The 26,471-nt window shown below is 44.2% G+C and carries 24 protein-coding genes; 3 read left to right on the top strand and 21 right to left on the bottom strand.

What is annotated here, in order from left to right; translation table 11 throughout:
- Positions 1–2 precede the first annotated feature (2 nt).
- Complete coding sequence (tamB, locus tag BM135_RS00485) at positions 3–3,800, bottom strand: autotransporter assembly complex protein TamB (protein WP_092516803.1); 3,798 nt, start codon at positions 3,798–3,800, stop codon at positions 3–5.
- Entirely contained in the window at positions 3,797–5,539 is a 1,743-nt protein-coding gene (tamA, locus tag BM135_RS00480) for an autotransporter assembly complex protein TamA (protein WP_092516802.1), read from the bottom strand. Before tamA ends, tamB begins: the two co-directional genes overlap by 4 nt.
- Positions 5,540–5,676: 137 nt before the next feature.
- On the opposite strand from tamA, the gene msrA reads away from it, so the two are divergent.
- Both msrA and paeA read left to right on the top strand, forming a co-directional pair.
- The gene (msrA, locus tag BM135_RS00475; RefSeq protein WP_092516800.1) at positions 5,677–6,324 is read left to right on the top strand and encodes a peptide-methionine (S)-S-oxide reductase MsrA; all 648 of its coding nucleotides are present in this window, start codon (positions 5,677–5,679) and stop codon (positions 6,322–6,324) included.
- A gap of 156 nt (positions 6,325–6,480) precedes the next feature.
- The gene (gene paeA / locus BM135_RS00470; protein WP_092516798.1) at positions 6,481–7,812 is read left to right on the top strand and encodes a polyamine export protein PaeA; all 1,332 of its coding nucleotides are present in this window, start codon (positions 6,481–6,483) and stop codon (positions 7,810–7,812) included.
- Positions 7,813–7,936: 124 nt separating this feature from the next.
- On the opposite strand, the gene BM135_RS00465 is transcribed toward paeA, so the two are convergent.
- Positions 7,937–8,143, bottom strand: a complete 207-nt coding sequence (locus tag BM135_RS00465) for a DUF1107 domain-containing protein (protein WP_092516796.1) — start codon at positions 8,141–8,143, stop codon at positions 7,937–7,939.
- A 326-nt stretch (positions 8,144–8,469) separates the two neighbouring features.
- Between BM135_RS00465 and BM135_RS00460 the strand changes: the two genes are divergently transcribed.
- On the top strand, positions 8,470–9,027 hold the full coding sequence (locus BM135_RS00460) for a YtfJ family protein (RefSeq protein ID WP_092516795.1): 558 nt from the start codon (positions 8,470–8,472) through the stop codon (positions 9,025–9,027).
- Between the two features lie 118 nt (positions 9,028–9,145).
- Here the strand turns inward: BM135_RS00460 and cysQ are convergent, their stop codons facing one another.
- The 18 genes from cysQ to mutL all read right to left on the bottom strand — a co-directional run bounded on the left by cysQ (position 9,146) and on the right by mutL (position 26,466).
- Positions 9,146–9,889: a 3'(2'),5'-bisphosphate nucleotidase CysQ gene (gene cysQ, locus BM135_RS00455; protein WP_092516995.1), complete on the bottom strand. Its 744-nt coding sequence runs from the start codon at positions 9,887–9,889 to the stop codon at positions 9,146–9,148.
- 250 nt (positions 9,890–10,139) lie between these two features.
- Positions 10,140–10,760 carry a BamJ family beta-barrel-assembly machinery protein gene (bamJ, locus tag BM135_RS00450; RefSeq protein WP_092516793.1) on the bottom strand — a complete coding sequence of 207 codons (621 nt, stop codon included), beginning with the start codon at positions 10,758–10,760 and terminating at the stop codon, positions 10,140–10,142.
- A gap of 210 nt (positions 10,761–10,970) precedes the next feature.
- Positions 10,971–11,246, bottom strand: coding sequence for a type II toxin-antitoxin system YafQ family toxin (locus tag BM135_RS00445; RefSeq protein ID WP_092516791.1), 276 nt, complete (start codon positions 11,244–11,246; stop codon positions 10,971–10,973).
- Entirely contained in the window at positions 11,227–11,517 is a 291-nt protein-coding gene (locus tag BM135_RS00440) for a type II toxin-antitoxin system RelB/DinJ family antitoxin (protein ID WP_092516790.1), read from the bottom strand. The genes BM135_RS00445 and BM135_RS00440 overlap by 20 nt, the downstream gene beginning before the upstream one ends.
- A 432-nt stretch (positions 11,518–11,949) precedes the next feature.
- Positions 11,950–12,402 (bottom strand): 50S ribosomal protein L9, encoded by a 453-nt coding sequence (gene rplI, locus BM135_RS00435; RefSeq protein ID WP_092516788.1) that lies wholly within the window; start codon positions 12,400–12,402, stop codon positions 11,950–11,952.
- A 38-nt stretch (positions 12,403–12,440) separates the two neighbouring features.
- The gene (rpsR, locus tag BM135_RS00430; RefSeq protein WP_000135199.1) at positions 12,441–12,668 is read right to left on the bottom strand and encodes a 30S ribosomal protein S18; all 228 of its coding nucleotides are present in this window, start codon (positions 12,666–12,668) and stop codon (positions 12,441–12,443) included.
- 4 nt (positions 12,669–12,672) lie between these two features.
- Positions 12,673–12,990, bottom strand: a complete 318-nt coding sequence (gene priB / locus BM135_RS00425) for a primosomal replication protein N (protein ID WP_045960003.1) — start codon at positions 12,988–12,990, stop codon at positions 12,673–12,675.
- A 5-nt stretch (positions 12,991–12,995) separates the two neighbouring features.
- Complete coding sequence (gene rpsF, locus BM135_RS00420) at positions 12,996–13,403, bottom strand: 30S ribosomal protein S6 (protein ID WP_092516786.1); 408 nt, start codon at positions 13,401–13,403, stop codon at positions 12,996–12,998.
- A gap of 195 nt (positions 13,404–13,598) precedes the next feature.
- Positions 13,599–14,336, bottom strand: coding sequence for a 23S rRNA (guanosine(2251)-2'-O)-methyltransferase RlmB (gene rlmB / locus BM135_RS00415; protein ID WP_092516784.1), 738 nt, complete (start codon positions 14,334–14,336; stop codon positions 13,599–13,601).
- A gap of 118 nt (positions 14,337–14,454) precedes the next feature.
- Positions 14,455–16,938: a ribonuclease R gene (rnr, locus tag BM135_RS00410; RefSeq protein WP_092516782.1), complete on the bottom strand. Its 2,484-nt coding sequence runs from the start codon at positions 16,936–16,938 to the stop codon at positions 14,455–14,457.
- A 44-nt stretch (positions 16,939–16,982) separates the two neighbouring features.
- Positions 16,983–17,402 (bottom strand): nitric oxide-sensing transcriptional repressor NsrR, encoded by a 420-nt coding sequence (gene nsrR, locus BM135_RS00405; protein ID WP_092516781.1) that lies wholly within the window; start codon positions 17,400–17,402, stop codon positions 16,983–16,985.
- Positions 17,403–17,649: 247 nt separating this feature from the next.
- Entirely contained in the window at positions 17,650–18,948 is a 1,299-nt protein-coding gene (locus BM135_RS00400) for an adenylosuccinate synthase (protein ID WP_092516780.1), read from the bottom strand.
- Positions 18,949–19,203: 255 nt separating this feature from the next.
- The gene (hflC, locus tag BM135_RS00395) at positions 19,204–20,208 is read right to left on the bottom strand and encodes a protease modulator HflC (RefSeq protein ID WP_092516779.1); all 1,005 of its coding nucleotides are present in this window, start codon (positions 20,206–20,208) and stop codon (positions 19,204–19,206) included.
- A 2-nt stretch (positions 20,209–20,210) separates the two neighbouring features.
- Positions 20,211–21,422, bottom strand: coding sequence for an FtsH protease activity modulator HflK (hflK, locus tag BM135_RS00390; protein WP_092516778.1), 1,212 nt, complete (start codon positions 21,420–21,422; stop codon positions 20,211–20,213).
- Between the two features lie 320 nt (positions 21,423–21,742).
- Positions 21,743–23,023, bottom strand: coding sequence for a ribosome rescue GTPase HflX (gene hflX / locus BM135_RS00385; protein WP_092516777.1), 1,281 nt, complete (start codon positions 23,021–23,023; stop codon positions 21,743–21,745).
- Between the two features lie 97 nt (positions 23,024–23,120).
- Positions 23,121–23,423, bottom strand: a complete 303-nt coding sequence (hfq, locus tag BM135_RS00380; RefSeq protein WP_092516775.1) for an RNA chaperone Hfq — start codon at positions 23,421–23,423, stop codon at positions 23,121–23,123.
- A gap of 108 nt (positions 23,424–23,531) precedes the next feature.
- Complete coding sequence (gene miaA / locus BM135_RS00375; RefSeq protein WP_092516774.1) at positions 23,532–24,473, bottom strand: tRNA (adenosine(37)-N6)-dimethylallyltransferase MiaA; 942 nt, start codon at positions 24,471–24,473, stop codon at positions 23,532–23,534.
- A complete protein-coding gene (gene mutL / locus BM135_RS00370; protein WP_092516773.1) occupies positions 24,466–26,466 on the bottom strand; it encodes a DNA mismatch repair endonuclease MutL in 2,001 nt (666 codons plus the stop codon). Before mutL ends, miaA begins: the two co-directional genes overlap by 8 nt.
- Positions 26,467–26,471: the final 5 nt, after the last annotated feature.

Genomic DNA, 26,471 nt, shown 5'->3' with positions numbered 1-26,471 from the left:
CTTTAAAACTCAAACTCATAGAGCAGATCTAAAGCTTGATCAATACCAGATACTGCTTCCAGATACAATCTTGGCATAACACGATAACGTAATGTCAGTGTCGCCAAAGAGTCAAAAATACCAACACCATACTTCACTTGTAAGTCGTTGGTAATTCTACCACTGACAACAACCCGAGATTTATCGCCAATACCCTGAGTATCTAAAGCCAAATCAGAAACACCAAACGTTTCCCCAATCTTACCGACTAATTGACCACTTTGGGCAACCCCCAATCCAATCAGCATAGCCGTCATTTGCGAGTTGTCAGAGTTGCCTTTTTCTAAACCTTCACCACGTAACAAATAAGACAAGGCTTCCTGTTGTGATTTAACCGGATCAGAAAAGACTTCTACTTTCGGTTTATCTGCCAAACCTGTTACACGCACGCCGACTATAACAGCGTTTGCTGTCGATTCAGGGTTGCGGATAGCTTCAATATTCAACAATGGCTGATCTGGCGGGCCAGAGAACAGAATGGTTCCCTTACGTACTTGCAAATCTTGCCCATAAGCATGAAAACGTCCTTTTGGGATATCAATCTGGCCATTCAGCCCCAATCCCTGTTTACCCTGAAGGATTTTCAAAACCCCTTTGAGCTGTGCCTGCAAACCAAATGCATTCAAACTCACATCATCGCCAATCTGAATATTTAAGTTGCTTTGAATCAAAATAGATGATTTTTTCTTCTCTATTGGCTGGAGGCTTTTATTCAGCATCACTTCATCAGAAGAAATACCTACCGCTGATTCCGGTAATTCCTGAACCGTAATTCGCGCCCATGGGATATCTACATTACCGTCAAGTTTCAGTAGATTTGGCTTTGCTTCCAGCACCAAATCCGGGCTGACATCTACCTTCACCATCGGAGGAACAGTGACACGTAGCTTATCACCATTAGCGGCAATTCTGGCGTACCACTCATCTAAATTACGCCAATCGGCATAACCATTCAGATTTAGTTGCCCCTTAGGCGTTTTAATCATGCCATTCAAATTAGAGCTGGCACCTGAAAACTGAACGGCTAGCTGGCCTTGGGTGATATCAAATGGAAGCCAATGGCTACTCACTTTCAAGTCATCAGTTTTAAGTAAACCAAATAACAGCGGATTCTTAGCATTTCCACCAATGCGTAGATTTGCATTTAATCCTCCCTCTGCTTTTTCGCCTTTACCCAAAACAGATTTAATCAGTTTCAAGGAAAGTGCTTGAATATCTACATTCCCCGATAATTTTCGGCTGCCTTCTAAATCAGCAACCTGCATATCGCCTTTCAAGTGTCCATTGCCAGCCAATTTGAATAACCATGACAAATTAGCCTTGCCATTTGTCAGCTCTGCATTCAAGGTGATTGTTTCAAAATCAATCGGTAATACACTACCTTCTACAACCTGACTAACTTGTACACCATTCCCTTGAAGAGCGACTTTTGCTTGCGGTAAACCCTGCTCTGCTGACCATCTGATATCAGCATTACCACTGAATATGCCCTTAAGTTGAGTGCTTCTATCAAGGAATGGTTGGATCATAGCCAAATCAAAACGCTCAAGCGCTACTTGTGCATGGCCGCTAGTTCCCGCTTCAATGGGTTTTGGAATACAAAGATGTGCATTAGGATTAAGCCAACAATGAGTACCAACCAAGACTTTTTGTTGCAATGTCGAGTAATCAATGGATATCGCCTTGCTTAAACGCCACTCACCGACAGGTGTATCGAAGTAAGTATTGTTAATATTGCCTTTCCAGCGCTCTTCTTGACGATCAAAGCTGCCATTAAGTGCCAACTGACCTGATACCGGAGTCCCCTCAATTTTCAGTTGTAAATCATGTTTTCTTTCTGTGCCCGTAGCGTTGAGCGACAAATTTTTGATGGTTAAATCTGCTTGCTTCAATTGATGCACAATAACCGATAACTGGCCTTGGATCTGTTCATCCGAGCGTACATCCCCTTTAATCGTGGCGCGATCCACCCTTAGCACATCCTGCCAACGTAACCCACGTGCGTTCAAATCTGCTACGATTTGTGGCGCTTTCATATTGCCACGCAGATTGATCTTACCAGTAATAAAACCAGCCAAGCCTGGAAGTAAGCCGTTTAATTGCGGTGCATTAATTTCACCATCAAGCTTCCACGCTTTATCCGTAAGCCGGCCTTGTATATTCAGTGTATTACGCCCAACAGCAAGATTGAGTTGAGGTATATCCCACTGGCCTGCTGCATTACCCGATGCCTTACCATATGCTTTAACTACATTTTGCTTCACATAGCCATCAAGCTCAATTTTAGGGATCTGAAGCTGCCAGCTTCCCCCATATAAGCTGCCACGCACCGCTATTTTACCATCCATTTTGGCAGGCCATTCCGGCCACTGTTTGGCAGTATTAATGCCATCCAAAACAAGATTGGTATTCCAACTAATGGCCTTACTCCAGTCAATTACGCCTGAAATGTCTGCTTTACCCTGCAAGGCCGCCAAACGCAGGCGCGTTAGCTTCAGTAATTCTTCATTACCTTTCGCATCCAGCATCAACAATGCAGGGGGAAGATTATTGCCCTTAATATCCGAGCGAAAGGAAAGATCGTAACCACTGGCTTGACCATTCAAGCGCAACTTAACACCATCAAGCTGATATTCTGGCTTACCTTTCAATGGCCATTGTAATTGTCGGCTTTTCAATGTCATACGTACAGGCAAGCCTGCTTTTGCCAATTCAGCCTGAGCATCCAGACTGGCGACGACAGGACCAGAAAGATCCAACGCAAGATCAAGCTGCTGCAACAAAGCACCTTTTAGCGTCAAATTAATTTTCTGCCCTTTCAGATCATCCAGATTTATATTGTTTAAATTAGCTACGCTTCCCTTAACAGATAGGCTGACAGGCCATTGTTCAGAAAGTTTTGCCATCCCCTGTATTGTCAGTGAACCTTCCGGTGCCTGTAGGTTCAGCATTTTTACATTAACTGTTTGCCCCTGATTTCTGGCTTGTAGCTGCAAATCATTAATCTTGATATCGGTATCACCCGTTAAATGCAGTTGTCTGCCACGGATACTTTCCACGGTGACATCAAGAGGAATGGGAATGCTGGGCAGCTTCGCTAACAGTGGATTGGCAAACAATGCCTTCAACGTTTCACCCAATGGTTTCTCAGGTTCAGCCTGCTGCTTATTCTTTGGTTCTGTTTTTTGCACTGTCCCGATCTTTTCAGATGAACTCTTTGGTAATGCCACCAACAGGTTATTAATTTCCGTAGGTCTTAATATCAGTTGCTTTTCCTGCCACTGAGCTCCCGCTTTAAACTCATCCAATGCAATGGCGATACCATCTACCTTCACATGAATATTTTTCAAGGAAAGCAAATCCAGTGAGATAGGGTACGGGGTTTGCAATTCGGTCAATGGTTCCAATTCAGTAGAGGGAGTTGATGGCAGAAGCTCAGCGGTATTCACCAAAACAGTAACACCTTCAGTCGTCAATGCGTTGACACACACCTGACTGTGTTTCAGGCAGGAAAGCCGCATAGAGAGGTGTAAATTGTCAGCATTGACGCTAACTCCCGGCATCTGATATTTCACGCCCTTTAGCGTTAAATCGCGCCAACCTCCGTTGACACTGGCAATATCCAATCCGGGTACCCAACGTACCGCACTGTTAATCACAAAATGCAAGCCAGTTTGTGTACCGACCAATCCCACAACAGTCATCAATAACAGGCCAACAATCAGCAGGAAAGCAATACTAACCCTTTTTGCCCACTTCATAGTTCAGCCCCTAATCCGATGTAAAATTCAACATTATGACTATTTGGATCTCCGATCGGAGTCGCCAAATCAAATTTTATCGGCCCGACAGGTGAAGCCCAGCGCACACCAACTCCCGCACCTGTTTTGAAATTACTCCTCTTAATATCATCCACCGCTTCACCTGAGTCTACAAATAAGGCACTCCACCAATTGCCATAAATATTGTATTGATACTCTAACGAACCCACCGCCAACTTTGATGCCCCTACTAATTTACCTTTACTATCTGTCGGTGAGATTTTCTGGTATTCATATCCACGAATACTGCGATCTCCCCCTGCAAAGAAACGGAGATCTGGCGGCACTTTGTTGAATTCATTAGTTTCTATCCAGCCCAAATCCGCCCGCACCACGAAACGATGATTCTCCTGATAAGTTCTAATCCAGACGTGATGTGCTTGTAATACGAAAAAATCAACATTGGACTGCCAACTTGTATCAGAAACATCAAGCGAATAACGCTGGCTATCCCCCCAATAAGGCATAGTACCGCCATGTTGGCGAATACGGCTGATATTTGCTCCCGGATAAAGCAACATAGTGGTGTTTGTTACGTTGGCCTGCGTAAAGTGGCTAAGACTCCAGCGCAGATTGACACTGTACTGCCAGCCCGTAAAACGATCCCAGTTACGAGAAAAGTTCAAAGTTGCCGTATCCGAAATGGTATCGTTAACATCTTTACGTTTATAACCTGCTTGTAGCTGATAATATTCTTCGAGAGGATTAACCTTAAGCGGCATTTTGTAGGAACCATCAATGAATTGTTCTCGTGCGGAAAGGTTAAAACTGGTACTAAAACTATGCCCACGGGAATTTAGCCACGGTTTTTTCCATTTCGCCTGAACACGCGGCCCGACATCCGTTGCATAACCGCCCCCTAATTCGACATAGTTGGCAGAGCGGGGTATCAATGAGGCATTCAATGGTAATATCTTATCATCGCTCTCACGCCCGACTTTAAAATCGGGCACAATCACCGCAGAGTTAAACCATCCAGTATTTACTAAACGGCGGTTAAATTCGGCTAATTGCTCTGAGGTATAATATTCACCTTGCTTGAAAGGAATCAGATTATTCAGGTAAGTTTCACGAATTTGCGATCCGTGGAATGCTACAGGGCCAAAACGATAACGTTGCCCGCTATCAAAATCAAAATCCCAAATAGATTCGTGTAGCTCTTTTGATACTCCCAACTCACTTTTCTTCATCACTGCGTCAAAATAGCCTTTCTTAACAGCCAAATTAGTCAATGCGCTTTTAAAATTTTCATATTCGCCGTGATTAAGTATCATCCCTTCCTTTGGCATATTTTTTTTGATGAGAATGCCATAATCTTCATCTGTTTTAGCGCCCCCTTCCAAATCAACTTTCACTTCAGTGACTCTCACAGGCTCGCCAAGTGTTACCTTTGCTGTTAAAACAGGACGGGAAGGAGGTGTATTTTCTTGATAGGTGAATGTAATGGTAGGATCATAATATCCCAATGGACGAAGCCCTTGCCGTATCGCTTTCTCCACACGAGCTCGAAAACGTCCATCAGGAGCAACTTCATCGGTACTGATATTTGAAAGTTGTACTCTGGTATTTTTTTCTAATTCACCAGAAAGCCCTTCTACTTTCAGTCGTAAATTTGCACTATAAGCCGATGGAGTGATGATAGATACAAAAAGCGCGCATATGAGGGGATATCGTGGCACTCGAACTCCTAATATTTATCTATCTGTAGAGTAAAATCTAACAATATAAAAATGCTGCAATAAATTAATTCTGGTAAAGTTTTAAAGATATACAAGCAACACATAAACATAAAATTCGTGAATAACGGGAGAGAATCTTGCCAAATTCAGTCAATGAAAGCCAACATGTTTCTTCACAGGATGTCTTATCTGGTAGAGCCACCCCATTGACCGTATCACCCTACCATGTCATCACAAAGCATGCGATAGATAACATCCCAGAAGATATGGAAATAGCCTATGTAGGAATGGGATGTTTCTGGGGCGTTGAACGCCTTTTCTGGCAACAGGAAGGCATTTACACCACCTCCGTGGGTTACAGTGGCGGCACTACACCAAATCCAACTTATGAAGAAGTCTGCACCGGCTTAACCGGCCATGCAGAAATAGTCAGGATCGTATTTGATCCAACCAAAATCACTTATCCACAACTACTCACTCTGTTCTGGGAAAATCATGATCCTGCCCAAGGCATGCGTCAACATGGTGATATCGGTACCCAATACCGCTCTGCCCTTTACACAGTTTCACCACAACAGTATGAGCAGGCAATTGCCAGCCGTAACCAATACCAGCAAGCAATGGAGCAAAATAGCGACCAACGCACTATCACAACGGAGATTAGCAAAATCGGGCTATTCTATTTTGCAGAGGATTATCATCAGCAATACCTCCACAAAAATCCTGAAGGATATTGTGGATTAGGTGGTATTGGAGTCTGTTTCCCGCCAACGCACAGAAACTAGCCGATTTAGTTAGCCCAATGCTATAATCGTTGGGCTAAACTTATTGATTTTTCGGCATCCCGCCGTAATATTTTTATTTGTATAATTTTTCATCCCATTTCCGGTGCTATTCAAATAAAACCTACCCTATCGCTGGAGATAAGACACGGATACTTTATGTTAAACAGTTTATTAGTGATACTTTTACTTTGTGCTATTAGCGCATTTTTTTCGTTATCAGAAATTTCTCTGGCTGCTTCAAGAAGAATAAAATTAAAACAGATGGTCGATGAAGGGAATCTCAATGCTGCTCATGTCCTTAAGCTGCAAGAAACTCCCGGTATGTTCTTTACTGTGGTTCAAATCGGCCTAAATGCGGTAGCAATCCTTGCGGGGGTGATGGGAGAATCCGCCTTTTCACCCGCATTGAAAGCACTGTTTATAAAATTCATGCGACCAGAATGGGCAGACCAACTGGGATTCATCTGCTCTTTTACTATCGTTACCAGTACCTTTATCCTGCTTGCTGATTTAACCCCTAAACGCATTGGCATGATTAAGCCCGAAGCCGTTGCCTTGAGAATTGTCAATCCAATGCGTTTCTGTCTGGCAATTTGCCGTCCTCTGATTTGGTTATTCAATGGCCTGGCCGACTGCATCCTCAAAATCCTCAAGATCCCGATGGAACGTAATGAAGACATTACATCTGACGATATTTACGCTGTCGTTGAAGCGGGAGCCATTGCTGGTGTACTTCGCAAACAAGAACATGAGTTAATTGAAAATGTTTTCGAACTGGAGTCCCGTACCGTCCCTTCTGCCATGACTTCCCGTGAAAGTGTAGTGTATTTTGACAAACGTGAAGATGAAAACAGCATCAAAGAAAAAATCTCCACTTATCCTCACTCAAAATTCCTCGTTTGTGATGGTGACATTGACCATGTTATCGGTTATGTGGACTCGAAAGACTTGCTCAACCGTGTCTTGAGCGGACAAAGCCTCAACCTGAAAGATGGTGTCCAAATCCGCAACGCCTTGATGATCCCAGATACGCTTTCACTCTCTGATACACTGGAAAGTTTCAAAACCGCTGGGGAAGATTTCGCTATTATCCTCAATGAATATGCCTTGGTAATGGGTGTCATCACTCTTAATGACGTCATGACTACCTTAATGGGAGACTTAGTCGGGCAGGGTCAGGAAGAACAAATCGTCATCCGGGATGAAAATTCGTGGCTGGTTGAAGGCGGCACACCGATTGAAGATGTCATGCGGGTTCTGGATATTGATGATTTCCCAGACTCCAGTAATTATGAAACTATCGCTGGTTTTATGATGTTCCGCCTACGAAAAATCCCAAAACGCACGGATTATGTGAAATTCGGTGGTTATAAGTTTGAAGTGGTAGATATTGATAACTATAAAATCGATCAATTGCTGGTGACAAAAGTTGTCGATACTCTCACGCAACCTAATCATCCCAACACCAAACAATCGAATGAAACGTAAACATAACGCATAAGATCAAAAAACGGCCGCAAGGCCGTTTATTATACTAATGGTTATGATACTAATGGTATGTATGCTGTCGATCTTGTTACATCCCCATCAGTAGATGGATCGTTGAAAAACATCACCCCATTTCAGTCTGTAAGCGTAATACTTGCTGGTTAACTTCACTCATTACATGGAAATGACGTTTATCTCTTATCTTCGGGGGTAAAATTTTTCCATAATTAAATTCAAAAGCGCCCATGTCCTTAATATATAAACGCCCACGAAATAGAGTTTTCACGTAGAGAGCAATTTTCATTGGGTTATAATGGCGAAAGATTTTCATCTCTGTTTTTTTCCTCCCATGCTTCTTACGATACCGTTCTATTGCATCACATAACTAATGAATCAGAAGACATGTCACTGTTATGCAAAGTGTATAGACTACGTATATAAAAATTTGTTCCCCTGAATATCAAAATTCAATCACTACTTTCATATAACGTCATAATATTAATGCATATTAAATTATATGCTTTACCTTGTTTACTTATATCTCATCCGAATGTTATCAAATTGTTTATTTTTTTGAGGACAGCCCTGTTAACAAGCGCTATGCTGAATATGGTATTCTCTGATAATATTCCACACTATGATAAATAAGGAATAAATATGATAAAAAACATTGTATTACCTGCAATATTGAGTTTAACTCCAATATTTGCATTCGCCCACAACATCACATTAGAACAACAAGTTCCCGCAGTCAGTGTGACAGATAAAGGTGAGCTGTTACTAAACAATGGTAAATTTAGCTACCAAAAATGGAGCAGCACTGAGCTTCCGGGTAAAGTAAGAACGATCCAGCATATTGCCGGTCGTAGCTCCGCAAAAGAGATGAACGATCCCTTGATTCAAGCATTGAAAAATGCTGATTTACCCAAGGATAAATATCAAACAACCAGCATTGTGAATACCGATGATGCTATTTTTGGCACCAGCATTTTTGTTCTCAATAGTCTCGAAGACAGCAAAAAACAGTTCCCGTGGTCACAATTTATTGTGGACAGCAACGGACTAGTTAAAAAAGCTTGGGGGCTGGAACCCAAAAGTTCAGCAATCATTGTGCTGGATAAAAACGGTAACGCGAAATTTGTCAAAGATGGCAAGTTAAGTAACGAAGAAATCACTCATGTTATTAGCCTAATCAAAGACGAATTGAAAAAATAACCTAAAGATGATCCTGATCTTCAATCATGGTAATTCTAATACTCGTACAGTGATAATGGTTCTCCTACTGTGAACCATTATCACCTTACGTTATCATCTTAATAATATCGTCTTAATATCAAAAAATACTGACCCTGAAGCCTGGATTCAGAAAGGATTCACGTGGTGTGTAATTTAGTGTTTTCCCTTCCCAATCCGTAACATGTGCCCCCGCAGCAATAGCAATGGCATGACCGGCACCAGTATCCCAGATATTGGTCGGTCCAAAACGTGGGTAAAGTTGGGCTTTTCCCTCTGCAACCATACAGAACTTGAGTGAAGACCCAACCGAAAGTGTATCGTGCACACCTAACTGGGAAAGATAATCTTTTAACTCCTCATCATCCTTGTGAGAACGGCTGACTACCACGATCGGAGGTTTCGCTGGAATCACTTTAATGGGAAGTATCTGACCATTGCTCTCTTTCCATGCGTGACGTCCTTGCCCTGAATACAAGACATTCTGTACAGGAACATAAATAACGCCCATCACAGGTACACCATTTTCTACCAATGCGATATTGACGGTAAACTCGCCATTTCGGCGAATAAACTCTTTCGTACCATCTAACGGATCAACCAGCCAATAGCGCTGCCAGTTTTTCCGTTCTTCCCATGCTGGTGGATCTTCTTCTGATAACAAGGGGATATCAGGCGCAATCCGCAACAATCCCGATTTAATGATCTGGTGAGCGGCAATATCCGCTACAGTAACAGGTGAATCATCCATTTTATGTTCTACTTTCAACGGTTGCCCAGCCTGATAAACCTCCATGATCGCCGCGCCTGCTTCCCGTGCCAATTGGCAGATCTGTTGTAGCATCATACACCTCTGCGTTCATTGTTTAGCTATCCCCTCATGTTTTCAAATTGCAACTTTTTGGTTGTACTGCAAATTGAAATCTATTTTGGGTATACCACCTTAAGCTATATTTTTAGCGTATTTTTTAATGGAATAGTGAATACTTTATTCTTCTATCATTCCCAAATACACGTAAAAAAATAGCCGGCTAACCGGCTATTTGCTTAATTATCAATATAATTACAGTTCAAAGAATTACAGATCAAAAAAATTACAAGATTTCCAGTAATTCTACTTCAAAGATCAACGTGCTATAAGGAGGAATGGACGCACCTGCACCACGCTCACCGTAAGCCAGATTGTGAGGGATGTACAGTTCCCACTTAGAACCTACTGGCATCAAAGTCAACGCTTCAATCCACCCCGGGATCACGCCGCTGACAGGAAATTCTGCTGGTGTACCGCGCTGTACTGAGCTATCAAATACAGCGCCATCAATCAGACGACCAGTATAATGAACACGAACACGATCGGTACGGGCAGGAATAGCGCCATCACCTTGTGTCAGGACAGAAAATTGCAGACCAGACTCAGTGCTGCTTACACCTTCACGCTGAATGTTTTCTGCCAGGAATTTTTTGCCTTCTTCCGCCATAACCTGCTGACGTTCACGACGAACGTTATCAGCACGTTCATGTATCTCACGTAGCGCACGATGCAGTTCTTCTACAGGAATAACAGGAGAACGGCTTTCCAACGCATCACATAACCCTGCTAATAGTGCTTCTGGTTCCAACCCTTGTAAGCCAGATTCCTGTAATTGTTGACCAACCTGCAAACCAATACCGTAACTCGCACGCGCTTCAATAGACTCAAAAGAAGGTTTTGTCATGAAAATACCTGTTATTAAATAAATGAAGGCTCAAGCATAACAGCACTGCCTAGATGGGTAAACGCGTGAAGGGAATCAATAATAGCGTGAGATACCAATTACTGACGTATAACTACTACCACGTCCTTATATTTGAGGAATAAAACAAACCTGTTATTTTCAAAGGATTGGATGGAACCACTGCCCACTCATTATTAATGACCTCTATAGTTAGAACAGATCAGAGTGGGTTCCCATTCGCTCGAATCGAAGCAGATCATCAGTAATTTTGTAGATAAGAATCCAATCTGGTTCTATGTGAGCATCTCGATAGCCTTTATAATTCCCTTGTAGCGGATGATCTTTATATATGGCTGGTAAAGGTAGCTCACTGTTACTTAAGAATCCCATCAGCTCTTTCAGCTTTCCTATATCCTTATGACGCTTCTGAGCCAATTTCACATCCCTCTGAAACTGGCCTGAATACTCAATTTCCCGTTGTTTCATGGCTGTCAGATACCCAACCCAACTGATTAAATAGATCATCAGCATCTTTCGCTTTATGGATATCTATGCCTTTCTCACTGTCAGCAATAGTTTTAGCAGTCAGCTCGTTAGGAATACGCATATCAAACGGCAGTGCCTTTTCCTTGGCTACTTTGGTCAGTGTTATACGTATCAGATCAGACACGGTTAACCCCATGTCAGCAAGTACTTCGGCAGCCTCATTTTTTAGTGTCTCATCTATACGAGCACGAACAAACGCATTTGCAGCCATATTAAACCTCCTATATTGGTTGATAATTAGACTGTAGCTCAATTGAGCCACACAATCAAATATGGATTCATATTAACCAAAATATGCTGACTATACCTGAATCATCACCTATGTGGGTATAGATAGGTCATTTTGCGATGAAATTAGTATTTAAATTTAACATGTAAATTTTATTTATTTGATGGGAGAATTTGTATTATCAGAACCAGAATTAATTTCTTGCTCTATTTGTTTAGGAAGATGTGAGTTTATGCAAACGTACTGGAACTGCAATGGTAATAGGTATGATCCGAATGAAGAAAATGGGAGTATTAATTATTCATAATTAAAAACACAAACCGCGTTATTTTCAACGAGGTTTGTCAGAAACAACAAAAAACGCTGGCAATGCCAGCGTTTTTTGTTGTCACATGTTCTTCAGCTAATCAGGGATTAAGCTTCTGGAACGATGTTAACGTTCAACTGTGCGAATACATCGCTGTGTACTTGGAAGTGAACTTCATGCTCACCAACAGTACGCAGAACACCGTTAGGCAGGCGAACTTCGCTCTTAGATACTTCAACGCCAGCTGCAGTAACTGCATCAGCGATGTCACGAGTACCGATAGAACCGAACAGTTTGCCTTCGTCACCCGCTTTAGAAGCGATGGTGACAGCGCCCAGTGCACTGATTTTCTCTGCACGAGCTTGCGCTGCGGTCAGAACGTCAGCCAGTTTAGCTTCCAGTTCAGCACGGCGAGCTTCAAAGAATTCGATGTTTTTCTTAGTTGCAGGAACAGCTTTGCCCTGTGGTACTAAGAAGTTACGGGCATAACCCGCTTTAACGTTAACTTGGTCACCCAGGCTACCCAGGTTCGCTACTTTATCAAGCAGAATAACTTGCATTACCTTATCCTCTCAAAGTCATTAATGGACTGAGCCTATTACTGATGGCGATCAGTGTAAGGCAACAGAGACAGATAGCGTGCACGCTTGATAGCACGAGCGAGCTGACGCTGGTATTTTGCACGAGTGCCAGTAATACGGCTTGGTACAATTTTACCACTTTCGGTGATGTAGTTTTTCAGCGTAGCAATATCTTTATAATCGATCTCTTGTACGCCTTCCGCGGTAAAGCGGCAGAACTTGCGACGACGGAAATAACGTGCCATTTGGCTAGTCTCCAGAATCTATCAATTCAATCTGCTCGGCATGAAGAACCAGTTTGCTAAGACCATTACGCCCATAATGGGAATTAATGAATCCTGAAACGGTTATTCGACTGCCGACCGTTATACTGTGAGTATGTTCCTGTAACAACTGTCCGCTGGCAATTACGGGCATTCTGCACCATGACTGCCTGCTGAATCCGGCTTCCTGTTGCTGTGAACGATGTTCAAGCACAAACTGACAATGTGGAATACCAGATGGACTGACTTTTCGTATCGGTGCCTTGCATACTGTGCCAGAGAGCACCAAACGATTGGTTGTCACGGTAATTACTCTTCAGAATCCCCAGCTTCATCAGCATCATCAGCATCATCAACCAGGCCTTCTTCCAGGACCAGATCACGGCTGCGACGTTCGTCTTTAGCCTTAACCATTGGTGATGCTTCAGTTACTGCGTGCTTAACGCGCATAACCATGCTGCGGATAACGGCGTCGTTGAAGCGGAAGTTAGTTTCCAGCTCATCAATCGCTTCTTGTGGCGCTTCAACGTTCATCAGAACGTAGTGAGCCTTGTGCAGTTTGTTGATTGGGTAAGCCAGTTGACGACGACCCCAGTCTTCCAGACGATGAATCTGACCTTGCGCGTTAGTGATAGTCGCACTGTAACGCTCGATCATGCCCGGAACCTGTTCGCTTTGGTCAGGATGGACCATAAAAACGATTTCGTAATGACGCATTAGCATTGCTCCTTACGGATTATTCAGCCTCCTGTCAGGGTCAGCCGTGGCCCATGGAGGCAAGGAACGTGTTTAGTACGGCTGAAAAATTGACGCGTCACTATACCCACACACAAAAAAAAACTCAAGGTCCGGGTAGAGAAAAGCACATTTATTCTTCTTTCAAATCATTCGAGGCAGACAAATGACAAATAATTACAGGACACTTCTCTGGCGCACGATTTCAAACAAGCATACCCCTGTCGCTACCGATACGTTCAAAGAAGAGACTGAACCCGCCATTGGAATACTGATCAATTCATCACAATGATCGCGAGTCAATCGGCGCATGCCTTCACCTTCCGCCCCCATCACCAGGGCCATTGGGCCAGTCAGCTTACTCTCGTATAAAGCATGCGTGGCTTCGCCGGCAGTTCCGACAACCCAGATATTGTGCTCTTGCAGTAAACGCAATGTCCGGGCAAGGTTAGTAACGCGAATCAGCGGAACACTTTCTGCGGCACCACAGGCAACTTTTTTGGCTGTCGCATTCAATTGTGCAGAACGATCACGGGGAACAATAACCGCATCAACCCCCGCAGCGTCCGCTGTACGCAAGCAAGCCCCCAGATTATGTGGATCGGTAACACCGTCTAGTACCAGCAAGAATGGGCGATCCGACCGGGATAACAAATCCGGCAAATCATTTTCCTGATACTGACGTCCCGGTTTGACTCGTGCGATGATTCCTTGATGGACAGCACCTTCCGTTTGGGCATCCAGCCATTGGCGATTGGCAATTTGTACCGCAATACCGATACTTTCCAATTCCTGCAATAATGGCGTTAAACGGCGATCTTCACGCCCTTTCAACATATAAACTTCCATGAAACGTTGTGGATCGCTCTCCAGCAAGGCTTTAACGGCATGGATACCGTAGATAATTTCACTCATGACTGACTGACACCTAACTTACTGATATCTTATAAGATACTGAAAATAGTGGGCGGTAGAATCCGCCCTGATTTACGATTGTATGGACTCATTTTTACGGACTAATCTTTACTGATAATCACTCTGCGCTTTTTTTCGCACGTTTCGCTTTCAGTTTTGCCGTGATTTTCTTAGTCTTACTTGACGGTTTTTTCTTTTTGCCTTGATCAGAATTACTTGGCTTAGACGCTTTAGGCTTTTCCGAACTTTTCTTTTTACGGAAACCGCTATCTGGCTCAAAATTGACTGATTTTTTATGATCACGACCTTTTTTACCATTTTTACGCTCTGGCGTAATTTTTTTCGCCTTATCACGGGCTGTCTTACCCTGATTACGCGCTTTACGAGTCGTTGAAAGCAAAGCAAAATCGATATTACGCTCATCCATGTGAACTGCTTCCACACGGATCTCCACCTCATCACCGAGACGATAAGTTTGCCCGGAAGATTCACCAATCAAGCGCTGACCAACATTATCATATCGGTAATAATCGTTATCCAACTTCGAAACATGCACCAAGCCGTCAATGAACAAATCATTCAAGCGAACAAAAAAACCAAAGCCTGTTACGCTGGTAATCAATCCGGTGAAAACATTACCTACCTGATCTTGCATGAAATCACATTTCAGCCAGTCTGCCACATCCCTTGTCGCTTCATCAGCACGACGCTCGGTCATGGAGCAATGGTCGCCCAATTGCAACATGTGTTCCATGTCGTTGTGCCAACCCCCGGTTGGGGTCCAGCGATGCTCCGCAGCACTATTTTTTTGTACGGGTTCTTTTTGTGCCAACTCTTCTTGTGCCAACAAATACTTGATAGCCCGATGCAGAGCCAAATCAGGATAGCGGCGGATTGGCGAAGTAAAGTGAGAGTAAGAGCGTAATGCCAAACCAAAGTGTCCCCGGTTTTCCGGTTCGTAAATCGCCTGCTTCATGGAACGCAACAACATGGTTTGCAGTAATTCGCGATCCGGCCTGTCGGCAACTTCTTTCATCAATTGCGCATAATCTTTCGGATCTGGCGTCATGCCACCCAACAAGCTCAACCCTAACTCGTTGAAAACCGAACGCAAGTTCAGAATACTCTCTTCTTTTGGTCGATCATGGATACGATATAACGCAGGTTCGTGGTGTTTTTCAACAAAGCGAGCAGCCGCAATATTTGCCAAAATCATACACTCTTCGATAAGTTTATGCGCATCGTTGCGTACAACAGGTTCAATGCGATCAATACGACGCTCTGCATTAAAGATGAACTTGGCTTCTTCTGATTCAAACGAAATGGCTCCGCGCTGTTCACGTGCCTGCTCCAGTGCTTGATAAAGCTCATGCAGATGCTCAATATGCTTCACCAGCGGCTTATAGTGATCACGCAACTCTTGATCGCCCTGCAAAATCTTCCAAACTTTTGTATAGGTCAAACGGGCATGTGAATTCATCACTGCTTCGTAAAACTTATAGGAAGATAGTTTGCCCTGAGCAGAAACGGTCATCTCGCATACCATACACAGGCGATCAACCTCTGGATTGAGGGAGCACAATCCATTAGACAGTACTTCTGGCAGCATAGGTACGACTTGGGACGGGAAATAGACCGAGTTACCACGGCTGCGTGCTTCTGTATCCAAAGCCGTTTGCGGGCGAACATAGTAACTGACATCCGCAATCGCTACCCATAATCGCCAACCACCGCCGCGTTTTCTTTCGCAAAATACCGCATCATCAAAATCACGGGCATCTTCGCCATCAATTGTTACCAGCGGTAATTCACGTAAATCTACACGACCTTGTTTGGCAGATTCCGGCACATTTTCATCCAAATCAGCGACCTGTTTTTCTACCAGTGGTGGCCAGCTATGTGGAATTTCATGGGTACGCAGAGCAATTTCAACCGCCATGCTCGTTCCCATAGTTTCGCCCAGTACTTCAACAATTTTACCGATGGCTTTCGTGCGGCGGGTCGGGCGATTTGTTAATTCAACCACCACGACATTACCCATTCTCGCTCCGCAGATTGTTTCTTTTGGGATCAAGATATCAAAACACAGACGACTATCATCAGGAACGACAAACCCCATGCCAGCGTCTATAAAGTACCGGCCAACAATTTGGCTGCATTTGGGTTCCAAAACCCGCACGATACGTACTTCAATGCGACCTTTTCTGTCTGGCCGCAAAGGTTGCGCCAGTACAACATCCCCATGGATCGCCATTTTCATCTGTTCGGCGGACAGGTAAAAATCTTCTTTGTGGCCTTCCACACGCAGAAAGCCATAGCCATCACGGTGTCCAATCACTGTGCCTTTCAATAAATCCAATCGCTCTGGCAATGCGTAACATTGACGACGGGTAAAAACCAATTGTCCATCGCGTTCCATTGCCCGCAAACGACGGCGCAATGCTTCTTGTGCATCTGGAGTGGTTAACTGAAGTTCTTGTGCTAATTCCTGACGGTTTACTGGAGTGGTGTGTTTAGAAATGATATCCAAGATGTATTCACGGCTTGGAATAGGAGATTCGTATTTTTCAGCCTCTCGTTCCTGAAAAGGATCTTTTGACATCGTCATTCCTCTATTGTCATCAGCAAGCTGTTTATCCCCTTGCTTCACTTAACCAAAAGCAATTGATAAAGGGGACGATTGTCTTTGACCATATCGGCCAAAGTATGTTTATCCAACTCTTCCAAAAAATTTTCTACCGCTTGATTCAAGGCTGATTTTAAGCGACATGCAGGCGTGATTTGACAGGCACTACAGTTAACCAATGAAAGCGGTTCCAATGAGCGAACCACATCACCAATTCTGATCTCGTTGGCAGGTTTACCTAAACTGATGCCGCCATTTTTTCCTCTGACAGCATTCACCAATCCTAAGTGACTCAGTTGATTGATGATCTTTACCATATGGTTACGTGAGATATCATAAACTTCAGCAACTTCTGTAATACTCGTCATTTGGCCTTCTGGTAAAGAAGCCATATAAATCAAGGCACGCAATCCATAGTCGGTAAAACTGGTTAACTGCACACTCACCTCTGGGAGACTGAATATAACGGAATTTATTTGGAACCAAAAAATATATGTTTATTGGTTTTCGTTAGTTACTCATCATTATGTGGGTATTTTAAAAATTAAGCAAAACAGGAGACTCGCTTATTTATCTCTTATTATTTTGCTTTAATAAATAAAAAATAAAAATAGCTAAGGCAATTTCCTAAAAACAAAAACCGGGCATTAAGCCCGGTTATGTATACTTAAAAGATTAATCTATCTATTAAGCATCAAATGGATCACGCAGGATCATGGTTTCTGCACGATCTGGGCCTGTAGAAATAATATCAACAGGAACGCCCGTCAGCTCTTCTACACGTTTGATGTAGTTCAATGCTGCTTGTGGCAATTGGCTGTGATCTTTCACGCCAAAAGTGCTTTCATCCCAACCTGGCAGGGTTTCATAGACTGCTTCAAGACCTTCCCAGTTTTCTGCTGCCAGTGGCGTCGTGTCAATGACAGAGCCATCAGCCTGACGGTAGCCAATGCAGATCTTCACTTCTTTCAGGCCATCCAGTACATCCAGTTTGGTCATGCAGAAGCCAGACAGAGAGTTGATTTGGATCGCGCGACGGATAGCGACGATATCCAACCAACCAGTACGACGGCTACGGCCTGTGGTTGCACCAAATTCCTGACCTTTCTCACGCAGGTATTCACCTGTTTCATCAAACAACTCAGTTGGGAATGGACCTGCACCTACACGGGTAGAGTAAGCTTTGATGATCCCCAGTACATAATCAACATAACGTGGACCCAGACCGGAACCCGTTGCAACACCGCCCGCGGTGGTATTGGAAGAAGTCACATAAGGATAAGTACCGTGGTCAATATCCAGCAAAGTACCCTGAGCACCTTCGAACATCACAAGCTCACCTTTCTGAGTTGCTTTGTAAAGCAGGTCAGAAACGTCAACTACCATGCCAGTCAGAATATCGGCAACAGCCAAAATGTCATCCAATGTTTTCTGGTAATCAACGGCGGGTTCTTTATAGTAGTTAACCAACTGGAAATTGTGGTAATCGATGATTTCTTTCAGTTTGATAGCAAAATCTTCTTTATCAAACAGATCGCCGACACGCAGACCACGACGTGCGACTTTGTCTTCATATGCAGGGCCGATACCACGGCCTGTTGTACCAATCGCCTTGGCACCACGCGCTTTTTCGCGGGCGTTATCCAATGCAACATGGTAAGGCAGGATCAGCGGACAAGCTTCAGAAATAAGCAAGCGCTCACGTACAGGAACCCCACGTGATTCAAGCTCTTTCATTTCTTTCATCAAAGCATCTGGTGCTAAAACGACCCCATTTGCGATAATGCTAATGACATTTTCACGTAAGATCCCAGATGGGATTAAGTGGAGAACGGTTTTTTCACCGTTGATGACTAGTGTATGGCCCGCGTTGTGGCCCCCTTGATAACGAACTACGTACTTAGCTCGTTCAGTCAGCAAGTCGACGATTTTACCCTTGCCCTCGTCACCCCATTGGGTGCCCAATACGACAACGTTCTTACCCATTTCAAAAGTTCACTCGGTTGCTTAAAAATGGATTCTATCATCTCATTTAGCACCTTTCAGTATTTTTTGTTACTTCTGTTATTTCGTTTAGTCATATAAACGAACTACCAAGTAAATATTGGGAATGGAAAAAGTATACAAAAAAGCCACTATATATTTTTTTACAGTGGCTTAGGAGACGACCAGACACGCTGGTCGCTGTAGATTTATTTTATCAATTAACGTGACTGAAGGCTATTTTCCTGTCAAAACCACTTAATCATTCGCATGATGAGGCTGCTTAGATGGCTCTTTCATATAACGGAAGAAATCGTTATCTGGACTGAGTACCATCACATCATTATTTTTGAAGCTCTTCTCGTAAGCACGCAAGCTACGGATAAATGAGTAGAACTCAGGATCCTGATTGAACGCATCAGCAAATAGTTTAGTGGCTTCTGCATCACCTTCACCACGTAAAGCCAATGCCTGACTTTGTGCTTCTGCCCTAATTTCAGTTGCTTTTTTATCTGCAGTAGCTTTGATCTTCTCAGCTTCTTCCAAGCCTTCTGAACGCAGAAGACGAGCCTCTGCTTCACGGTCAGCACTCATACGCTGGTAAATGGATTCTGAAATTTCCTGTGGCAGGTTGATCTGTTTGATACGAACGTCAACAACCTCAATACCTAACGCAGCCATGCTGCTTGGGTTAATGTCTGGTTGCTTGCTTTTCGTCTCTTTTTCAACCAAAGCAGCAGCAGATGCGATCTCACTATCGGCATCCGTTGTCCCACCTTCTTCATAAGTTCCCTGATTCAGGGCATTGCGCACATCTGTAGTTAAAGTACCGCGAGAATCAGTCACAATGCCTTTTACATTAAGACGACCAATTTCAGAACGCAAACGGTCACTGAATTTACGTCTCAGCAACATTTCTGCTCGAGAAATATCACCGTTACCTGTTGCCAGATAGTAACGACTGAAATCATTAATGCGCCACTTCAAGTAGGAGTCAACGATTAGGTCTTTATTTTCACGTGTCAAGAAACGGTCAGCCTTGATATCCATAGTTTGAATACGGGCATCAAGTGTTTTGACTGTTTCCACAAACGGAATTTTAAAATGTAGGCCCGGATCATAAATGACCGGTTTATTCTCTGCGTCACGTACAACTTTACTAAAACGCAGTACAATGCCACGCTCGCCTTCTTTCACAATAAAGATTGATGAATAGAGAACAACCAATACCGCGATAATCGCAACAATTAATGAATTACGCATAATTATGGTCTCCCTACTCTAATCATATCACCACGCGAGTTATCGCTACTGTTATAAGTATTCGATTCCGGTCGTTGTGTCGATTGACTCTGATGAATCACCTTCTTGACCGCCGCGTTAGTGGATGCTTTTTGCTGCATTTGCGTCTGATCATTCACTGCTTGATCTAATGGCAACAGCAGCACGTTGTTACTCTTCTCGTTTGCAATGATTTTACGTGTATTGCTCAACACACGCTCCATCGCCTCAATATACAGGCGTTCGCGAGTAATCTCCGGGGCTGCCTTATATTCAGGCAAGATTTTGGCAAAACTTGCCACTTCACCCTTAGCATTCAATACTGAGCTAACTTTATAAGCTCTGGCATCTTCAATAATACGTTGTGCTTCACCGCTCGCTTTAGGTAGTACTTCGTTTTCGTAAGCACGGGCTTCACGAATGGTTTGCTGCTTTTGTTCGCGTGCGGCAATTACATCATCGAACGCAACCTTAACTGCTTCTGGCGGACGAGCAGTCTGGAAGTTTACATCGACCACCGTAATACCCATATTGTATGGACGGATAGTTTCTTCCAGTACCTTCTGAGTATCGTTACGAACAACAGTACGCCCTTCCGTCAGATTTGTTTCCATTGAGTGTTTGCCAACAACACCGCGGACAGCACTGTCTGTAGCTTGACGAAGACTATTATCGGGGTTGGTAACATTGAAGAGATAAGCTACCGGATCAGTAACACGGTATTGAACGTTCATTTCAGCTACTACAACGTTTTCATCCGAAGTCAGCATGGCACCAGATGTTGCCAGATCGCGAACAGATTCGACGTTAACGGCTCGCACTTGATCGATAAACGTCATTTTCCAGTTCAAGCCAGGCTGAACAAGGTGACTGAATTTACCCAATCGAGTAACCACGCCACGTTCTGTTTCTTTAATCGTATAGAAACCACTTACAACCCAAACAACAACTGCAGCAGCAACGGCAAGACCAATAAGACGCCCGCCAAATTTAGAGTTCTGTTCAGAGCCATTCCCACCTTTGTTTCCACCGAGACCACCGAGTTTTTGGCTCAGTTTACGGAACAGATCATCGAGATCAGTTGCCCCGCGGTTACTACCACCTTTATTATTGCCGCTGGAGTTGCCGCCATTATTATTGCTGCTTCCCCACGGGTCGCGGTCCTGTCCGTTATTACCGGGCTGATTCCACGCCATGTTTTAGCTCCACTTTTTAGTTTTACTGGTTTTTCAGAGGTGACTGCTCTCCACCCGAATGGGTGAGGCTTCCCACTTCACAGGCAGCTGCCTGTCCCTAACAGGTATGACAGCGGCCTCAGAGGGCAGAAACGACGAACTTCATCGTTTTTGTAAGCAACCAATATTATTGGGTGATACCTTTGACAGTGCTAATCCTGTCACTGCAATTCTGGCACAATCATTTCATCACCGCCATTTCATCTCTGTTACTCTATAACGATAAGTACCCTGAAATGGCGGATAAAATGATACCTTGTTTGTTGTCTTGCGCCAATCAATCAGACAACATAGTCTGGCAAATTAGGTTCTTGTTTACACAAACGGCACCAATCAACCATTGGCATCCTGACTTCAACACCAACCTGACCATCATCTTCCATCCATTCGCATTCAATGGCCTGAAGCTGATAAAAGCGGCTGCGCAGACGCCCTGCTTCAGGTGGGAGATGCAATTTATAGTGCGCTATTTCACCTGAAAGACGCTCGGTCAACGCTTGCAATAACAGGGGAATACCTTCACCGGTTTGTGCAGATAACCACACTCTGATCGGCCGATTTTCTTCATCACGATCAATACGGGGAATAAAATCTTCCAACATATCGATTTTATTCATCACCAGTAACGAAGGAATCTCGTGAGATTCAATCTCTTCAAGGACACTGTCAACAGCGATAATGTTTTCATCAAGACGATTATCTGCCGCATCAACAACATGCAACAGCAACCTCGCCTGCCGGGTTTCCTGCAAAGTCGCCTTGAACGCAGCCATCAGATCATGCGGTAAATGGCGGATAAAACCTACTGTATCAGCCAAAACAACAGCACCGACATCATTCACGCTTATCCGGCGCAATGTCGGATCTAGGGTAGCAAAAAGCTGATCAGCCGCATAAACTTCAGCTGAAGTTATTTTATTAAATAGACTGGATTTCCCTGCATTAGTGTAACCGACAAGAGAAACTGTTGGGATATCGGCTTTATTGCGTGCCTGACGCCCCTGTTCACGCTGTTTCTCTACTTTGTTGAGACGTCCCAAAATCTGTTTGATTTTGTCACGCAACATACGGCGGTCACTTTCTAACTGGGTTTCTCCAGGCCCACGCAGCCCGATTCCCCCTTTTTGGCGTTCAAGGTGAGTCCAGCCCCGAATCAGACGGGTGGACAAGTGACGCAATTGTGCCAATTCGACTTGTAACTTGCCTTCGTGTGTCCTTGCCCGCTGGGCAAAAATATCCAGAATCACTCCCGTGCGATCAACGACACGGCATTGGCACAAGCGCTCAAGATTACGTTCCTGAGCAGGGCTAAGGGCATGGCTAAATAACACCACATCTGCACCACTGTTTTTGACAGCTTCAGCAATTTCCTCTGCCTTGCCCTCTCCGACAAAATATTTCGGATGAGGCGCCTTCCGGCTTCCCGTTACAATCTGCACAGGAGAAACATCTGCGGAAGTTACCAATGACTCGAATTCACTGAGATTTTCCGTATCTTTTTCCTGTGAGAAGAAAACATGCACCAGAACGGCTAACTCTCCGCCTTCATAACGATCAAACAACGGTGCAACCCCTCAGGCTAAGTAAAAACCCAATAAGAAAAAACATAGGTAAAGTCTCCCTACCTATGTTTTATTTACGTCAGGCACGGCCGCTGATTTACTCAGCGCCATCACTTTCTTGTTGTGCTGCTGTGCTAGTGCCAGCATGATAATTTCCAACTCCAGTCGGCGCATTCTGGTTGTTACCATGATGAGATACCGGACGGGAAGGCACAACAGTCGAGATGGCGTGTTTATAAACCATCTGGCTAACCGTGTTTTTCAGTAAAATGACAAATTGGTCAAAAGATTCAATCTGACCCTGTAATTTGATGCCATTGACCAAATAAATAGAAACCGGGACCCTTTCACGCCGTAAAGCGTTCAGGAATGGATCTTGCAAAGATTGCCCCTTAGCCATTCTATATTTTCCTTATTTTGTTGTTTTTAACTAAGAACCGATTGGTTCGAAAAAGTAACTACTCAAAAATGATACTTTGTACTGATCAATTGTACACAATCAATGAATTTATGTACTAATAACCTTCATGATTGTATTTAAGGCTTGTTTAGGTTGATCGCTATCCAACCAGGTCACATTGCTCCAACTTCTGAGCCACGTGATCTGACGCTTCGCCAACTGGCGTGTCGCACAGATACCACGATAAACCATCTCATCATGAGATATTTCGTCCGCAAGATAAGACCACATCTGACGATAACCAACACAACGAATGGAGGGTAAATCTGTATGCAAATCCTTACGAGCATAAAGCGCTTTCACTTCATCTTCAAACCCTGATTTGATCATTTGTTCAAAACGAGCCGCGATGCGCTGATGCAAAATTTCACGATTTGCTGGCGCGATCGCAAATTGATGAACTCTATAAGGCAGCACTTCCCCTGATATTTCAGTTAATTCCGTTAAAGTTTTACCCGAAATCCGAAAAACTTCCAGTGCTCGAGTAAGGCGTTGTGGATCATTAGGGTGAATTCTTACAGCAGAAACCGGATCAATTTCCTGTAATTGCCGATGCAATGCATTCCATCCAAGTTCCGCCGCCTGTTGCTCAATCTGAATCCTAATTTCTGGATCTGCAGAAGGCAAAGGCGATAATCCTTCCAGCAAGGCTTTGAAATATAGCATGGTTCCACCAACCAGGAGTGGAATTCTCCCAGCAGCGGTGATTTCTGCCATTTCTTGTAATGCATCACGGCGAAAATCAGCCGCAGAATAAACTTCGGCAGGATCAAGAACATCGATCAAACGATGAGGTGCCAGTGCCTGCTCTTCTGCGGAAGGTTTTGCTGTCCCAATATCCATTCCACGATAAATCAACGCAGAATCAACGCTGATTAATTCAACAGGAAGATGCTGACGCAAGGCGATCGATAATGCCGTTTTCCCGGAGGCCGTCGGCCCCATGATAAAAATGGCTGTCGGCAGATGTTGAGTTTTTAAATCACTCATGATTAAGAAGTGCCACCACTGCTTGTAGATCAATTAACTGTAATAACCCATCCGGTGGCGATCCCACCAGTTGAGGGCAAAGACGCTCGACATCAGCCAAAAGCTGGACGGCTTGCGCGACGTTCCACATTTCATGCTCGCTACCCACGTGACGGGAAAGCCAAATGGCAACCTGCTCAGCAGAAGCCGCTGGTTGTTCCCCTAGATAACCCAACAGCTCCGGCAAGAGTTTCGGCAGGTTCTGTTGTCGCAAAGGCAACGATACCGCATGAATGGTTACTTTTCCATGCGTGACTGTCGATTCAATGCCAAAAGTCTTTAACAGGTCACTATTCTGCTTCAATACATTCATTTCTGACTGATTGAGAGCTAGTTTCAGTGGGATCAATAGCGGCTGAGATTTTAGCCCTTGCTCCCCCGGAGTCAGTTGTGCCTGTTTCAACCAGCGTTCAGCCACTGGCAGAGAAAGCAGCCCAATTCCCAATGGGGATTCGATCAAAGCATAACAACCTGCATAGATACACAATACTTTTCCGAAACTATATTTTCCCTGCCCTGCTTGCACTGATCTAGTAAGGATAGATGTAGTAAGGACAGATGCAGCAGGAACAGATGCCGGATTGGAAGCCGGCGCGCTCGGTGATGGAGAAATTCTTTCCGATTTGGGTATATCTTTTCTCAGAAGAGTGCTTTCCCGTTGATCTTTTTCTGGAAATAACGGACGTTTTTCTTCCGGTGAAAGCTGCATTAACTTCTGGTACAACTCACCCTGCTTTTTCTGGTAGTTTTCCCCATGATGCATGTGCTGTGCGCCACTGCCACCATGATCCTTGCTGCCATCATGATGCTCATGATGTTGTGAAAATACGGCATCTGCCTGTACTACACGATTTACACGATTACGGAGAAAATGGTTTTCTCCCGCAGAAGGACGGTTTTCCGGCACCCAGCTTGCAGCAGTCTCTTGACAGCCAAGCTCCAACTCATCTCCTGCTCTGCGTTGTTTAAGTACCGCAGCCACTCCTTGGTAAATAAAATCATGCACCAAGCGAGCCTGATGGAAACGTACCTCATGTTTGGCTGGATGCACATTGACATCCACTTGGTGCGGATCGATTTCGAGATACAAAACATAAGCAGGCTGTTGTTCACCCTGAATCAAGTCCTGATAAGCTTGACGAATCGCATGATTAATCAGACGATCCCGCATCATGCGTCCATTAACATAGCAATATTGAATATCGCTTATTGCCGTGGCATTCACAGGATCAGCAACCCAACCCTTAATAGACAACGAATCATGCTGCCATGACAGCGCCAATGCCTGCTGCACAAACGCTGCCCCACAAATGGCCAATAAGCGTTTCTCATGCTGAGACTCATCTTTAGCAGGACGATACTGGCGAACCAATTTTCCATTGTGATTCAGATTGATGGCGATATCCAACCGTGCCAGAGCTATCCGGCGCACCACTTCATCAATATGACCAAATTCTGTTTTTTCCGTTCTCAGAAATTTTCGGCGGGCAGGTGTGTTATAAAACAGATCCAACACTTCAACCGTTGTCCCCACAGGATGAGCGGCAGGTTTCACCGTGACTTCCATATCACGGCCTTCTGCATAAGATTGCCACGCTTCTGTCTGGCTTTCAGGGCGGGAAGTTAATGTCAGCCTTGAAACAGAACTGATACTAGCCAGAGCTTCCCCACGAAACCCCATACTGACAATCGCTTCCAAATCATCCAATGAAGCTATTTTACTGGTTGCATGGCGCGCCAATGCCAGAGTCAAATCCTGCTGGCTAATGCCACAGCCATTATCACGAATCCGAATCAGCTTTGCGCCACCCCGTTCAATATCTATGTCAATGCGGGTTGCACCGGCATCAAGGCTATTTTCCACCAATTCTTTCACTACAGAAGCAGGACGTTCAACCACTTCACCGGCAGCAATCTGGTTTGCCAATTGCGGGGGTAATATCTTGATAGCCATATTTA

This window comes from Xenorhabdus japonica (genome assembly GCF_900115195.1).
GTDB classification, from domain to species: Bacteria; Pseudomonadota; Gammaproteobacteria; order Enterobacterales; family Enterobacteriaceae; genus Xenorhabdus; species Xenorhabdus japonica.
The sequence above is the reverse complement of the archived record's forward strand: the minus strand, read 5'-3'. Positions and strand labels throughout refer to the sequence as shown.